Annotated in this window: 13 protein-coding genes; 6 read left to right on the forward strand and 7 right to left on the reverse strand. The window is 61.8% G+C overall.

Annotated features, from left to right (window positions below; genetic code table 11):
- The first annotated feature begins 333 nt into the window (after positions 1–333).
- A complete protein-coding gene (pepT, locus tag ONZ54_RS14725; RefSeq protein ID WP_059113591.1) occupies positions 334–1,557 on the forward strand; it encodes a peptidase T in 1,224 nt (407 codons plus the stop codon).
- A 259-nt stretch (positions 1,558–1,816) separates the two neighbouring features.
- Complete coding sequence (gene olsF / locus ONZ54_RS14730) at positions 1,817–3,583, forward strand: bifunctional ornithine lipid synthase OlsF (protein WP_271786531.1); 1,767 nt, start codon at positions 1,817–1,819, stop codon at positions 3,581–3,583.
- A 107-nt stretch (positions 3,584–3,690) separates the two neighbouring features.
- Here the strand turns inward: olsF and ONZ54_RS14735 are convergent, their stop codons facing one another.
- From ONZ54_RS14735 to ONZ54_RS14750, 4 genes are all read right to left on the reverse strand, one after another.
- Positions 3,691–4,002, reverse strand: a complete 312-nt coding sequence (locus tag ONZ54_RS14735; protein WP_059168568.1) for an Rdx family protein — start codon at positions 4,000–4,002, stop codon at positions 3,691–3,693.
- Between the two features lie 91 nt (positions 4,003–4,093).
- Positions 4,094–5,215 (reverse strand): adenosylhomocysteinase, encoded by a 1,122-nt coding sequence (locus ONZ54_RS14740; RefSeq protein WP_021137850.1) that lies wholly within the window; start codon positions 5,213–5,215, stop codon positions 4,094–4,096.
- Between the two features lie 186 nt (positions 5,216–5,401).
- Complete coding sequence (locus ONZ54_RS14745) at positions 5,402–6,139, reverse strand: hypothetical protein (protein WP_271786532.1); 738 nt, start codon at positions 6,137–6,139, stop codon at positions 5,402–5,404.
- Complete coding sequence (locus tag ONZ54_RS14750; protein ID WP_058395707.1) at positions 6,139–6,699, reverse strand: YceI family protein; 561 nt, start codon at positions 6,697–6,699, stop codon at positions 6,139–6,141. The genes ONZ54_RS14745 and ONZ54_RS14750 overlap by 1 nt, the downstream gene beginning before the upstream one ends.
- 110 nt (positions 6,700–6,809) lie before the next feature.
- On the opposite strand from ONZ54_RS14750, the gene ONZ54_RS14755 reads away from it, so the two are divergent.
- A complete protein-coding gene (locus tag ONZ54_RS14755; protein ID WP_005309942.1) occupies positions 6,810–7,712 on the forward strand; it encodes a LysR family transcriptional regulator in 903 nt (300 codons plus the stop codon).
- Positions 7,713–7,725: 13 nt separating this feature from the next.
- On the opposite strand, the gene ONZ54_RS14760 is transcribed toward ONZ54_RS14755, so the two are convergent.
- Complete coding sequence (locus tag ONZ54_RS14760) at positions 7,726–8,163, reverse strand: hypothetical protein (RefSeq protein WP_271786533.1); 438 nt, start codon at positions 8,161–8,163, stop codon at positions 7,726–7,728.
- A gap of 66 nt (positions 8,164–8,229) precedes the next feature.
- Between ONZ54_RS14760 and ONZ54_RS14765 the strand changes: the two genes are divergently transcribed.
- A complete protein-coding gene (locus tag ONZ54_RS14765; RefSeq protein WP_271786534.1) occupies positions 8,230–9,972 on the forward strand; it encodes a formate--tetrahydrofolate ligase in 1,743 nt (580 codons plus the stop codon).
- A gap of 212 nt (positions 9,973–10,184) precedes the next feature.
- On the opposite strand, the gene ONZ54_RS14770 is transcribed toward ONZ54_RS14765, so the two are convergent.
- The gene (locus ONZ54_RS14770) at positions 10,185–11,840 is read right to left on the reverse strand and encodes a methyl-accepting chemotaxis protein (protein ID WP_271786535.1); all 1,656 of its coding nucleotides are present in this window, start codon (positions 11,838–11,840) and stop codon (positions 10,185–10,187) included.
- Between the two features lie 404 nt (positions 11,841–12,244).
- Positions 12,245–12,901, reverse strand: coding sequence for a GTP cyclohydrolase I FolE (gene folE / locus ONZ54_RS14775; RefSeq protein WP_059113584.1), 657 nt, complete (start codon positions 12,899–12,901; stop codon positions 12,245–12,247).
- Positions 12,902–13,221: 320 nt separating this feature from the next.
- On the opposite strand from folE, the gene moeA reads away from it, so the two are divergent.
- Both moeA and moeB read left to right on the forward strand, forming a co-directional pair.
- On the forward strand, positions 13,222–14,448 hold the full coding sequence (moeA, locus tag ONZ54_RS14780; RefSeq protein WP_271786536.1) for a molybdopterin molybdotransferase MoeA: 1,227 nt from the start codon (positions 13,222–13,224) through the stop codon (positions 14,446–14,448).
- On the forward strand, positions 14,445–15,200 hold the full coding sequence (gene moeB, locus ONZ54_RS14785; RefSeq protein WP_271786537.1) for a molybdopterin-synthase adenylyltransferase MoeB: 756 nt from the start codon (positions 14,445–14,447) through the stop codon (positions 15,198–15,200). The genes moeA and moeB overlap by 4 nt, the downstream gene beginning before the upstream one ends.
- Positions 15,201–15,228 lie beyond the last annotated feature (28 nt).

Consider the following 15,228-nt stretch of genomic DNA (forward strand, 5'->3'; position numbering starts at 1 on the left):
GCAAATCTTGCTGCCAGGCAGGCTGGCTCTGGGATGGCGCAGAATATTCCCCTGCGGTTGTTCCCCATGAAAAGCCTGCTCTCGGGGCATGGCAGGCTGCATGCCTTGTCAGGGGGCAGTTCAGGGGATTTCCTGTCGTTATGGCGATGCTTGCGTATCAATAAAAACGCTATTTTTATGCATGAAAAATGGCAACAAACTGCCCCCTCCGACTCAATCCCTCCCAGGCCGCTGCGTCAGAAAATGGGGAAAACCTGCGCTGACGCAATAAGACAGGCAACCTGATTGGCCAAAATGGCCCTTCATTACCGGTTTGAAGTGTGAGGCTTGCCAATGGATACCCTGCTTGAGCGTTTTCTGCGTTACGTGACTTTTCATACCCGCTCCGATGCGACCAATCCCGCCTGTCCCAGCAGCGAGGGGCAACTGATCTTTGCCCGGGCCCTGCGAGATGAAATGGAGCAAATGGGACTGACCCGGGTCACCCTGGATGAGCACGGCTACCTGACTGCCTGCCTGCCGGGCAACCAGCCGGATGCCCCTGCCATCGGCCTCATCGCCCACATGGACACAGCCGATTACGCCGCCGAGCAGGTGGTGCCCCAGATCATCGAAAGCTATCAGGGAGGCGATATTTGCCTTGGCAAGGGGGATGAGGTGCTGGCCATTCGCCAATACCGCTGCCTGAAAAACTACCTGGGGCAGGATCTTATCACCACCGACGGTTCTACCCTGCTGGGGGCCGATGACAAGGCCGGGATCGCCGAGATCCTGACCGCCATCGACTATCTGCTGGCCCACCCCGACATCCCCCGCGGCGATCTCTGGGTCGGTCTCACCCCGGATGAAGAGATAGGCCGTGGCGCCGATCTCTTCCCCCTGGATAGATTCCCGGCCAAATGGGCTTATACCGTCGATGGTGGCGAGCTGGGGGAGCTCGAATACGAGAACTTCAACGCCGCCAGCGCCACTGTGCGCATCACGGGCAACAATGTTCACCCCGGCACCGCCAAGGGCAGCATGATCAACAGCCAGACTCTGGCCGCCCGCTTTCATGCCGCCATGCCCCCCGAGCAGACCCCGGAGTGTACTGACGGTTACGAGGGGTTCTTTCACCTGGCCCAGATGAGCGGCACTGTGGAGGAGAGCACCCTGCACTACATCATCCGCGACTTTGATGATGACGCCTTCGCCGCCCGCAAGGCCCAGCTCAAGGAGCGGGTCGCCTCCCTGCAGCTGGATGCCCCCAAGGCCCGCATCGAGCTCACCCTGACCGACAGCTATCGCAACATGCGCAGCCAGATAGAGCCGCACATGCACATAGTCGAGCTGGCCAGGGCTGCCATGCTGGCGGCCGACGTGGTGCCCAAGATCAAACCCATCCGTGGCGGCACGGATGGGGCCCGCCTCTCCTTTATGGGGCTGCCCTGCCCCAACCTCTTCACCGGCGGTCACAACTTCCACGGCAAGCACGAGTTCATCCCGCTGCAATCCATGGAAAAAGCGGTCGCCACCCTGGTGGCGCTGGTGCGGCTGACCTCCGCCTGGCGGGGATAACCCGGGTTCGTGCGGGGCGAGACAATGGGCTCGCCCCGCCATCACACCGCCATTTCGCGGCCAGCAAAGAGAGGGAACGAGGGTAACAAGCAGCCACTGCCACAAAATTGTTATCCTGCCCACACCAAGAAAAGGGGGAACAGGAAATGCGAGCACCGGGGTAACAGGCAGCCCCTGCCACAAATTTGTCATACCGCCGACACACAGCGGGAACAGAGGCGGCACATGCTGGGGCAAAGGATCACCGGAGCCCAGCCCCATGTTCAGCGTCGATACCCTGCTACGACAGCACCTCCCCCATCTCTCGAACAACCCAGTGCTGCGCCCCCTGCTTGGCCAGGGCCTGCGCTGGTTGCTGCACGAGAAGGCCTTCCAGCACTTTGCCAGCAGCTACCCCCATCTGCGCGGCCTCGACTTTGTCGAGCAGGCGCTGCAACAGATCGACTTTGACTACAAGGTGAGCGAGGCGGAGCTGGAGCACATACCCAGCAGCGGCCGGGTCATCATAGTGGCCAACCATCCCATAGGGTCGCTGGACGGGCTGGCCCTGCTGCGCCTGCTCGGTCGCATCCGGCCGGATGTGAAGATAGTCGCCAACCAGCTGCTGGCACAACTCACGGCGCTGCGCCCGCTGCTGCTGCCGGTCGACAACCTGAATGGCAAGACGGACAGGCGCGCCATTCTGGCCATGGGCGAGCATCTGGCCAGCGAGGGGGCCCTGGTGATCTTCCCCGCCGGCGAAGTGTCGCGACTCGGCATCAAGGGGGTGAAGGATGGCCCCTGGCAAGGGGGCTTTATCAAGCTGGCCCAACGCACCCGTACCCCGCTGGTGCCCATTCACGTCGGCGGGCGCAATGGCCTGGGGTTTTATCTCGGCGCCTGGCTCAACAACGCCTGGGCAGGGCTCTTGCTGGTCAAGCAACTGTTTCGCCAGCAAGGGGGGCGCATCCCCGTCACCATAGGGGCGCGCATTCCCGTCGACAGCTTTCGCGACCTGCCCGCCAAGACGGCGGCGCAACTGGTGCGCAGCCACCTCTATCGCATCGGGAGAGGAAAAAAGGGCAAGCTGGCGACAGAGGCCCCCATTGCTCAGCCGGAGGAGCGCCGTCAGCTCAAGCAGGCCATAGAGGCGTGTGAAGCTCTCGGCCACACCCCCGATGGTCAGGGGATCTACCTCTACCGGCGCCATGAACTGAGCCATTCGGTGATACTGCGCGAGCTCGGCCGTCTGCGGGAGATCGCCTTTCGCGCCGTGGGGGAAGGCTCGGGCAAACGGCGGGACCTCGATGGCTTCGACGATGACTATCACCACCTGATCCTGTGGGATCCGGCCAGGCTCGAGATCATAGGCGCCTATCGCTTCGCCCCTGTGGCCGAGCTGATGGCAAGCAAGGGGCTGGATGGCCTCTACAGCCACACCCTGTTCGGCTTTGAAACCAGGCTGCTGCCAAGACTTGAGCTGGCCATAGAGCTGGGCCGCAGCTTTATTCAGCCCGCCTACTGGGGCAAACGGGGGCTGGACTACCTCTGGTTCGGCATCGGCGCCTATCTGGCCCGCTATCCCCACTACCGCTACCTGTTCGGACCCGTCTCACTCTCCGGCAGCCTGCCGCCAGCGGCCAAGGATCTGCTGGTGAGCTTCTATCGCCAGCACTTTGCCCCCGAGCTGGCGCTGGCCCCCTCCCGTCGCCCCTATCCCGAGACGCTGCCGCTATTTGAGGGGCAGGATTACGGGACGGATCTCAAGGCGCTCAAGGCCCGGCTCGATAACCTGGGTTGTGCCATCCCCACCCTCTACAAGCAGTATTCCGAGCTGTGCGAACCGGGAGGCGTACAGTTTATGGACTTTGGCATCGACCCCGATTTCAACCACTGCATCGATGGCCTGGTGTGGGTGGACGTGAGTCGCATCAAACCCCACAAGCGGGCCCGCTATATCGGCAGCCAGCAGATTGGCGACCAGCCCGACGGCCCCCATCTGGATGAACAAGGCAGGACACCCGCTGCCACAGCGGCACGCGCCTGAGCATACGCCACAGACAGTGACGGGCAGACAGCAAACAGGGAGGCCGCCGCCTCCCTGTTTGTATCCGAATCGCTCATATCCACATTGTTATATTCGATCCCCGGCCATCACTCACCGGCAGGTTTGCGATCCGAGTGACCCAGATCCCGCTGTGGGGCAATAATGTCGCGCACCCGCTGCTTGATCTCTTTCGCCTCGGGAAAACCCTCGTCGGCCACCCGGTCCCACACCAGCACGCCATTCACCAGGATGCGAAATTCCCCCTTGCTGGCAGGCACCAGCGCCACCTCGCCAAGATCGCTGTCAAATGTGGATAGCAACTCCTGGGCCAGCCAGGCAGCCCGCAGCATCCAGCGACAGAGGGTGCAGTAACGAATTTCGATACGGGGCTTGCTGATGGGGATCTGTACGTCGGTCATTGAATCACTCCATAAAAATCGGCCAGCGGATGATAAACCAATAACAGCCCGCCATGCCTTGCTCAAAAAGCAGATGCGCGACCTGCCTCGCTTATTGGCTGACCCCGTGAAAATCGGCCAACCAGTGGCGGGCTATGGTGCGCATGGTCGATTGCGGCAGATCGAACAAGCCGGGGGCCATGGATTGCTGCGCCAGTTGGCGCACCCCTTCGATGATCTCCGCCAGCACCAGATAGACATATTCGCCGATGACGGCGCCGTGGACGAAGTTGACCGCCTCCCCCCGATTGAGCAAAAAAATCTGGCTGCCATCCGGGCGCGTCAGCGCCAGTACATGGGGGCACACCTCCTGGCTTGGCCAGGGCAACTGGGAGAGACAAAATGCAAACTCGTCATCGGCCGAGGTGACCGACGCCAGCATGGTGCCGGGGCGCAATCGCTGCAAATCGGCCAGGTCCAGCGAGCCGTTGCCGGTGGAGCAGATCACCAGCTCGGCCCGGCTGAGGGCCTCTTCTTTTCCCACCAGCTTGAAGCCGTGGGAGAGCGCCTCCACCTGGCGCAGCACATCTGTCTCCACCAGCTCCAGGTGCAAATTGCGGCACCTGAGCTCGCGGGCAATGCTGCGCCCCACCTTGCCATAGCCAAACAGGGCGGCTTGGCAGACGTTGAAGGTACGGTTGAGGGTACGGACCAGAGACTCGGCGGAATAGACAACGCTCAGGCCAATCTGGATATCCTCGGCCTGCTTGAGGGGGCTGCGCGCCACCGAAATGACAGGGGTGGCCAGCACCTCCTGCTCGTAGCGCTGATGACCATTTTCGGTCATCTCCACCACACCGAGAAAACGGGGACCGAAATACTCGCTCAGGGTCGCCTGGGTCTTGGCAAAGTAGCCGCCTATATCCAGTATGATGAGCCGCTCGTGGGGGGCGACCAAGGGGGCGATATGATCGATCACCCCCTGCGGCGCATTGGTCCACTGCCGGTTCAGTGGCAGCACGGGATAGTGCTGCTGGGCCCAGGTCAGGGTCGGTCCGTGTACTGACTTGGGTTTGGGCAAGATGGCGCCGATCCGCCCGATTTGCGCGAGGGCCTGGATAAACTGGGGGCGATCGGGAAGCAGATGGGTAACCAGCAGGATGCAGAGACCGTCGAGACGTCCCTGCTCGGTGAAATGGCGAAAAAACAGATGCTCAGATCCTTGACTGCGCAACTGTGGCCTCCTTAGCGCGCCGCAAACATGCAGGCAAACAAAACCCGGCATGACCGGGTTCTGTGTGTGTCCAGATAATTGAAAATCCTTTTTATCTGAAACCACCAAGTGGCTCAATCTTTATCTGTACAGACTATGACGAGGTCGGCAACTTTAGCGTTAATAGCCTGTTTTTTATGCTAAAAATCAGTAAAGAGAGGCCTCGGGCCACACTTTCCACAGACTCAACCCCGTGCCCGCACCCGCCAGCAGGATCAGCACAAGCCAGCGCTGTAGCCAAGGCTTGTTGCGCAGGGTCCACTCCAGCAGGGGCAGCAGCCAGACCGGCAGCAAGACAGTAAGTGGTACTTCCACATACTGCCAGGCAAGCATCTGCATAAAGGCGAGCGCCAGGGCCAGGGCCGCAGGGGTGGCGGTCACGCCCGCAAACACAGCGATCAGGGCACGGAAACCGGCAAAGGCAGCGATCGCCCCGGCCAGCTGGGCAATCAGCAGGCTGCCATCAATACCGATCACCAGCGCCAACCAGATAAAGCCAAAGGCAAAACCCAGCCCTTCCCGGCTGTCACCACGCAGATCAGTCCAGCCAACCCAGACGATGGCAGGCAGCAACGCCAGCCAGATCCGCGGTTCACTGGTCAGCACAGAGGCGAGCCCCTGCCACCACACCAGGGCACCAAGCCCCGCGAACAGCAACAACGCGGCCCGCTTGTCTGCCAGTTGCGCAGCAATCGCCGGCACCAGCAAGGCCAGTGGCAGCCACTGCCACGCCTTGACCGGCACGCCATAGACGCCACCCAGCAGGCAGCCCACCAGCCAGAGCGCCAGGGCGCCCCACAGATACCCGAGTCGTGGCCAGTGCCATGACAGCAAAGCGGCCCCCAAAGGGGCCGCCAGGGTTTGTAGCAAGAGTGCTGCGCCCATTACTTGCGCACACCTTCGACGAACAGATTGATGCTCATCTCGTCCGGGATACCCGGCAACATGTAGTTCACGCCAAAGTCGCTGCGCTTGATGGTGGTAGAGGCGTTGAAGCCGCTGCGATAGCCGCCCCAGGGATCCTTGCCTTCACCAATCTTGACCAGGTCAAACGCCACTTCCTTGGCAACGCCGTGCAGGGTCAGGGTGCCTTTCAATACGCCCTTCTCCTTGGTCCCTTCATACGCTGTGCTGACGAAGGTCATCTTGGGGTACTGCTTGACGTCCAGAAAATCGGGGCTGCGCAGGTGTTTGTCGCGGGCTTCATGGTTGGAGTCCACGCTGGCGGCGTCGATCTCGAAGCTCGCCTTGGCCGCTGCCGGGTTGGCATCGTCCATGCTGAAGGTGCCGCTGAAGGTGTTGAAACGGCCTACCAGCTCGGAGAAGCCGAGGTGCCCCACCTTGAACTGGACTGTGGTGTGAGCCGCATCGACGTCGTAATCGGCCGCCATCAGGGGAGCCGCCATAAACAGGCAGGAGGCCAGCAGGGCCTGAGTCATTTTCATCCGTTCGTTCCTTCATATTGGGGGTTCACAACAACAACCAAGATGCTAACCTCCATATCGGAATAGATAATCAGCGATTTATTAAAATAATTATCAACTGAGAGTGAAAGATGGACCAGATAGCCGCCATGCGCACCTTCATCAAGGTGGTGGAATGTCAGAGTTTTACCAAGGCCGCCAACCAGCTCGGCATCTCGGTCGCCATGACCTCCAAGCTGATGCAGCAACTGGAGGAGTCCCTCTCCACCCGCTTGCTGTCGCGCACCACCCGTCAGGTCAACCCCACTGAGGCGGGACAGTTCTACTACCAGCGCTCCCAGGCCCTGCTGGCAGAGCTGGAAGAGACCCACAGCCAGCTCACCCGCAACAACCAGCAGCCCCAGGGCACCCTCAAGCTGTCGGTACCGATGGACTTTGGCTACCTGCATCTCTCCCCTGCCCTGCCGCTGTTTCGTGAACGCTTCCCGGATCTGAAACTGGAAATAGAGTACAGCGACCGGCGGGTGGCCCTGGTGGAAGAGGGGTTCGATCTGGCGCTGCGCATCGGCAACCTGCCGGACTCCTCTCTGGTCGCCAAGCCGCTGGCCATGATGAAGCTGGAGGTGTGTGCCAGCCCCACCTATCTGGCCCGCAGGGGCACCCCGAACAGCCCCGAGGATCTCAAGCAGCACGACTGCCTCATCTATACCCTGACCCAGCCGGACTGGGTCTTCAAGCAGGGGGGAGAACAGCTGAGCGTGCGCCCGCAGGGGCCGCTTCGGGCCAACAATGGCGTGGCCCTGACCAGAGCCGCCTGCGATCATCAAGGCATTATCTTGCAGCCCACCTTCATCGTCGGGGATGCGCTTCGTTCGGGGGAGCTGGTCCCCTTGCTGCCGGAGTGGGAGAAGGGGCAGGTGGGTCTCTATGCCCTCTACCCTCATCGCCGATTCGTCTCCGGCAAGGTGCGCTGCTTTATCGAGTTCGTGCAGGAGCGCTACCTGGCGCCTCACTACTGGGATCGCAAAGCGTGAGCCTATGCCGGATTTATGATGCAGAGGTGTCGGACTGTGGGGATGCTGGTGCGGCGGGCAACGGCAGCTCGGCCACCAGCAGTTGATCGGTCTGCGTTATTTGCCAGCGCGGCAGACGGCGCTGCAAGGTGGCGACTTGTTCCTCGCCGAGGGCATAGGGCAGCGTGATGTGCAGGCAGTGGCAATCGAGCATGCCGGCCAGCTGCAACATCAGGATGAGGTTGGCCTCATCCGTCTTGTGCTTGTTGATGCGTTTGCCAAGCTCATGGCGAAAGTGGGTCTCGGGATCCTGGGTCATCGCCTGCCAGCCATAGCCAAACAGCGGCATGAAGGCGCTGATCACGCCAAGGGCGGTGAGTGGCTGCTTGGGCGGATGGTAGAGCGCATTGAGATCCAGCAGTATGGGTGTTAGATGCAGCTCACGACTGCCGGATAAAATGTCATTACTCATTGGATAACCTTGTTGATTCCACTAGACTGCGCCGCATATTTGACCTGACATGCCAACGAGGTGCTGATGCTAAGCGATATCGAGATCTCCCGCCAGTCCCCCCGTCTCTCCATCCAGGCCCTGGCTTCGCGCCTGGGCATCCCGGCCCATCTGCTCAGCCCTCACGGCAACTACAAGGGCAAGCTCAGTCTCGAATTGCTCAAGCAAGCCGCCAGCAAGCCCGGCAAAAAAGCGGGCAAGCTGGTGCTGGTGAGCGCCATCACGCCGACACCCCTTGGCGAGGGCAAGACGGTCACCACTCTGGGCCTCTCCATGGGGCTCAACCACATAGGCCAGCCCAGCATCGCCACCATTCGCCAGCCGAGTCTCGGTCCCGTATTCGGGGTCAAGGGGGGCGCCGCCGGTGGCGGCCATGCCCAGGTGGTGCCGATGGAGGAGATGAACCTGCACCTGACCGGTGACTTCCACGCCCTCACCGCCGCCCACAACCTGGCGGCCGCCGCGCTGGATGCCCGCCTGTTCCATGAGACCAAACTCGGCAGTCAGTTCACCGCCAGGACGGGGCTGGCACGGCTCGATATCGATCCCGCCAACATCCTCTGGCCGCGCACCCTCGACATGAACGATCGCGCCCTGCGCCACCTCACGATTGGGCAGGGGGCCGCCGCCGATGGCGTTGAACGCCAGGATCGCTTCGTCATCACCGCCGCCTCCGAGCTGATGGCCATTCTGGCGCTGGCAAGCGACTTGAAAGACTTGCGCGAACGCATCGGCCGCATCCAGCTGGCCCTCGATAGCCAGGGCAACCCCATCACCGCCGAGCAGCTGGAAGTCGCCGGCGCCATGACGGTGCTGCTCAAAGACGCGCTGCAGCCGACCCTGATGCAGACCACGGAACAGACCCCTGTGCTGGTGCACGCCGGCCCCTTTGCCAACATAGCCCACGGCAACTCTTCTGTGATTGCCGATCGCATGGCGCTGCAACTGACCGACTATGTGGTGACAGAGGCGGGTTTTGGCTCCGATATGGGGCTGGAGAAGTTCTTCAACATCAAGCACCGCCAGTCCGGCATCACACCGGCCTGCGTGGTACTGGTGGCAACGGTGCGCGGCCTCAAGGCCAACAGCGGCCTGCTCGACATCCGCCCGGGCCAGCCGCTGCCTGCGAGCCTGCTGGGGGAAGACTTGCCCACCCTTGAAAAGGGGTGTGCCAACCTCGCCTGGCACATCCACAACGCCCGCCGTTATGGACTGCCCGTTGTGGTAGCAGTCAATCGCTTCCCCACCGACAGCCAGGCCGAGCTGGATCTGCTGATGCGCGAGGCGCGCCAAGCCGGTGCCTGTGGTGCAGCCATATCTACCGCCTTTGTAGAGGGCGGTGCGGGCGCCAGTGAACTGGCCAGGGCAGTGGTCGCCGCCTGCGAGATGCCAAGCCAGATCCAGCTGCTCTATCCCGATGAGATGAGCTTGTGTGCCAAGCTCGCCACCCTGGTGGAGTGCGGCTATGGCGGCCGTGGTGTCATCCTCTCTGACAAGGCGCACCGACAGCTGGCCGCGCTCTCGGCCGCAGGCTGGGATCACCTGCCCATCTGCGTGGCCAAGACGCCGCTCTCCATCAGCCACGATCCCGCCAGGAAGGGAGTGCCGACCGATTTCGAGGTGCCCATCGACGAGGTGAAGCTGTGCGCCGGTGCCGGTTTCGTCTATGCGCTGGCAGGCCCCATCATGACAATGCCGGGGCTCGGCAGTCTGCCTGCCTATCGCCATATCGACATCGACGAAGACGGCGAGATAGTCGGACTGAGCTGATGGTTGATGGCAGTGGCAGCAGTTGCAGGCCAAGCCACCACCTCGGCAGCCTGCCACCAATTATCGCCATATAGATATCGGCGAGGACGGCGAGATAGTCGGACTGAGCTGACGTTCTCCATGCTCAAGATCGCCAGAAACAACAAGGCCCCGCCAATTTGGCGGGGCCTTGGTTTATAACAGCGGTCACCCGTTAAGTGGCGGATTTGCCCCTAGAGGGTGAAGCGCTGGGTCATATGGTGCAGCGAGGTGGCCAGCTTGCTCAGTTCGACGCAGGCCTGGGCAGTCTGCTGCGCCCCCTGGGCGTTCTCGTCGGCGGCATTGTGGATGTTGACTATGCTGCGGTTGAGCTCCTCGGTCACCGCATTCTGCTCCTCGGTGGCGGTAGCGATCAGGGTGTTCATGTCGGTGATCTGGGTGACGGCCCCATTGATGGTATCTATGCTGCTGCCCGCATCCCGCGCCAACCCGACACTCGCCTGCATCTGCTGACGGCTCAGCTGCATGGCGCTGCCCGCCTCGGCGGCGCGGCTCTGCAGCAGCTCTATCATCTTGCTGATCTCGGCTGTGGAGTCCTGGGTACGCTGCGCCAGGGAGCGTACTTCGTCTGCCACCACCGCAAAACCGCGACCCTGCTCACCCGCACGGGCGGCCTCGATGGCGGCGTTGAGCGCCAGCAGGTTGGTCTGACCAGCGATGTCGCGAATAACGTCCAGCACCATGCTGATGTTGGCGCTGTCGGTCTCCAGCTGCTGCACCACGGCGCCCGCCTGTTCAATCTTGACCGACACATCCTCGATGCTGCTGATGGCGCTGCGCACCACCTGGTTGCCCTGGGCCGAGGTATGGGAAGCATCCTTGGCCGCACTCATGGCATCCGTGGTATTGCGGGCCACTTCATTGACGGTGGACTGCATCTCGTTCATGGCGGTAGCCACCTGGGAAACCTCGCTCTGCTGGCGAGCCATGCCGGTAGCGGACTGCTCGGAAATGGCACTCACTTCCTCCACAGCGCTGCTGAGCTGGCTCACTGAGCCGGCGATTTCGCTCACCAGATTGGCCAGCGCGTTTTGCATCCGGTTGAGCGCCGAGCCCAGTTGACCCAGCTCGTCGCGGTTGAAGCGGTGGTCCTGGATCCACTCCTGCAACTCTCCCTTGCCCAGATCGCCGTTGGCAATGCGCTGAGCCTGACGGGCCAGCATGATGAGCGGGTCCCGGATCTGACGGGTCAGCACCACTGAGAGGCCGACCACCAGCACCAGACCGACCAGCAGCGACACTGTGACGCTCAACTTGGCGGAGTCATAAGCGGCCACCACCACTTTGCGCGACGCCTTGGCATAGCCATGGTTGATGCGAATGAGGTCACTGACCGACTTGGTCAGGTTCAGGTAGAGCGGGATCCCCTCGCTCATGAACACTTGCTGGGCAGAGGCCAGCTGATCGCTATCCTGCAACTGCTTCACCCTCTGGTGCAGCGCCGCGTAGCGGGCCCAGTCAGCCTTGACGGTATCGAAAGTGCGGCGCTCTTCCACATCTTCCGCCCAGATAGTGGCGTCATGCTCGACCAGTTGCTGGGCGACCTGTTCAAACCTGCGGCTGGTTTCGCTGCGATACTCCGCTTTTTTCTGCGGATCCGAAGCCACCAGGAAGAATCCCAGCTCATAGCGGCGCAGCTCGCTGATGCTCTCGCCGATGGCACTGGTGCGGTTGACGGCGGGCAAAATGCTGTCGGTGAAACCGATGGCGGCCCGGTTCATGTTGCTGAACTCGAGCAGCGAGAAGCCGCCAATAAAGGCCACCATCAGGCCGAGCACGGCAAAGCCGGCGGTGAGCTTCTTGCCTATGGTCATGGTACTGGTATTCATGGCATGTCCTGGATATGAGTGAACAGATAGCGCCCGTTTGATCCGCGCCTGTCGGCACGGATCTGTGTGACTGCCATCCATGGCGGCTCATCCAGCCCTGATGAATATGTATCCTTACATGAACGAGGCGAGAACTTTTCAAGGGTGCGGGGTGCCTGCCTGACAAGCCCGTTCAGGCCCGCTGGGAGGCATGGCGGCGGCCAACATAACCACGGATGCCCGTCCCTTGTGGCTCAGCATGGGCCCAAAAGAGAGCCAAAGTGAACCATACCGAGGTATATCGACCGCACCGGTCAATCCCTTAAGGAAATTTGTGGATGAAACAGGAGATATGGCCGACGGGCCCCATGAACTGAAGAGGGAGAAAGGAGGCATGCCACCATGGCGCCATGCCTCCTGACAGATCAGCCCTTCAAACCGCCCAGAAACTCGGCGCGGGTATCGGGTTGGGTCTTGAACACACCACCGAGGGAGGTGGTGGTGGTGTAGGAGGTGGAATCCATCACGCCCCGAGCCTTCACGCAGAAGTGGGTCGCCTTGATGCTGATGGCCACATCCTTGGTGCCAAGCAGGGTCTGCAACGCCAGCAGGATCTGCTGGGTGAGGCGCTCCTGCACCTGGGGACGGCGGGCGAAGAACTGCACTATGCGGTTGATCTTCGACAGCCCGATCACCTTGCCACGGGGGATATAGGCCACATGGGCCAGCCCGTCGATAGTGACGAAGTGGTGTTCGCAGGTGCTGGTGAGGCTGATATCCCGCACCATGATCATCTCGTCCACCTTCATCTTGTTCTCGATCACAGTCACCTTGGGGAAGGTGGTGTAATCGAGGCCTGAGAAGATCTCGTTCACGTACATCTTGGCGATGCGGTGCGGCGTCTCCGCCAGACTGTCATCGGTCAGATCCAGCCCCAGCGTCTCCATGATGGCGCGCATGTGGCCTTCGATCTTCTCCTTCTTCTGCTGACCATTCAACGCATTGGCCACCAGAGGTGTCTCGAGGCCCTCGGCCTCGAGGGCTGCCCTGACCAACAGGGCTTCCTGGCTTAAGCTCGTCATCTTGTTCCTCTCCCACGCTCAGGGACTGTAATGGCCACCTTGTCTGTGGCGGCACTTTGTTGTGGCGCAATAGTAAACGGCGATTATTGCCATAATTCAAGCTAACTCAAGTCCGTCTCCTGACTTTATGCCAATCCGTCGGGTTTTACCCCTTGATGACCCACCCCATACGGGGAGGATTGCGACAAACGACCTCTATTCCGCCGCCATTCCACCACCACCCTGTGCCAGACAACCTGGTGCCAGCCCTTGATAAGCCTGCCCATCCACACTGATTTTTGGGATAATCTGCCCTCAACCACACCAAAGAGGTAATGACGATGGGATTTGATACCAGCGGACTACTCCCCCTGAGCGATGCCCTGCAAGGGATGCTGGACCAACTCGCCTGCTGCTGCGACACTGAGCAAGTGCCCCTGCCCCACGCCCTTGGCCGCGTGATCGCTGGCGATATCGCCTCCCCTATGTCAGTGCCTCCCTTCGACAACGCGGCCATGGACGGTTACGCAGTACGGCTGGCGGATCTGGCTACCGGCACTCCGCTCACCATGGCAGGCAAGGCGTTTGCCGGTCAGCCCTATCAGGGGGAGTGGCCCGCCGGTCACTGTGTGAGGATCATGACTGGCGCGCCCGTGCCAGAAGGCACGGATGCGGTGGTGATGCAGGAAGAAACGCAGGCCGACGGCAACCAGATCACCTTTCTGGTGCCGCCCACCCCGGGCCAGAATATCCGCCGCCGCGGGGAAGACATTCACAAGGGGGCCAGCGTACTGAGTGCGGGTTGCCGCCTCACCCCGCGAGAGCTGCCACTGCTGGCCTCCTTGGGCATCGCCACCGTGCCGGTGCGCCGCCCGCTAAAAGTCGCCATCTTCAGCACGGGGGACGAGCTCAAGCCGGTCGGTACCCCGCTCGCCCACGGCGACATTTATGACTCCAACCGCTACGGGGTCAAGGCCATGCTGGCGCGCCTTGGCTGTGAGTGCCTCGACCTTGGCATCATACCGGACGACCCTGCCGCCCTTCGCGCCGCCTTCCTGCGGGCCGACAGCGAGGCCGATGCCCTCATTACCACGGGTGGCGTGTCGGTCGGTGAAGCAGACTTCACCAAGCAGTTGCTGGAGGAGCTCGGCGAGATCGGCTTCTGGAAACTGGCCATCAAGCCGGGCAAACCATTCGCCTTCGGCCGCCTGCCCCGCGCCTGGTTCTTTGGCCTGCCGGGCAATCCTGTCTCTGCCATGGTCACCTTCGATCAGCTGGTACAGCCTGCGCTGGCCAAGCTGGCCGGCCAGCAATTCGAGCGTCCGCTGCAACTGCTGGCCGTCGCTGCCGAGCCCCTCAAGAAAGCCCCGGGTCGGCTCGATTTTCAGCGCGGCATCCTGAGCCAGGGGCCAGACGGCCTGGAAGTGCGCAGCACAGGCTCCCAGGATTCCGCCGTGTTCAGTTCATTGTCCCACGCCAACTGCTACATAGTGCTGGAGCGTGAGCGGGGCAAGGTGGCGGCAGGGGAAACCGTCACCGTCGAGCCGTTCGGGAGCTTGCTGTTGTGAGCGACATTCTCTCTGACGCAGAACTCTTGCGCTACAACCGCCAGATAGTGCTCAAATCCTTCGATTTCGAGGGGCAGGAGGCGCTCAAACAGGCCAGCGTGCTGGTCATTGGCGCGGGGGGCCTGGGCTGCGCCGCCAGCCAGTATCTGGCGGTGGCCGGGATCGGCCAGCTCACGCTGGTGGATTTTGACAAGGTGGAACTCTCCAACCTGCAACGCCAGGTACTGCACACGGATGCGCGCATTGGCCAGCTCAAGGTGGCGTCAGCGGCAGAGGCGCTGCGCGCCCTCACTCCCTGGCTCAAAGTGGAGACTCACGCCGCGGTTGCCGACGAAGCACTGCTCGATGCCCTGTTGCCCCGGCACCAGCTGGTATTGGATTGCACCGACAACCTGGCCATCCGCAATCTGCTCAACCAATACGCGCGCAAACACGGGGTACCGCTGGTCAGTGGTGCCGCCATCCGGCTCGAAGGGCAGTTGTGCAGCTTTACCTGGCAGGAGAGTGAACCCTGTTACGCCTGCTTCAGCGCCCTGTTTGGCGAGCAAGCGCTGACCTGCGTCGAAGCGGGGGTGCTCGCCCCCGTAGTCGGACTGGTCGGCAGCCTGCAAGCGCTGGAGGCTATCAAGCTGCTGGCGGGGATGGGCAGCAGTTACAGCGGCCGCCTCCTGATGATCGACGGCCTCACTGGCACCTTCCGCGAGATGAAGCTGCCAAAGCGCCCCGACTGCCCGGTCTGCTCTCACCCTTGAACCCGGTTGATACCCACAAAAAAGCCGA

The organism is Aeromonas salmonicida, assembly GCF_028355655.1.
Taxonomy (GTDB): domain Bacteria; phylum Pseudomonadota; class Gammaproteobacteria; order Enterobacterales; family Aeromonadaceae; genus Aeromonas; species Aeromonas salmonicida.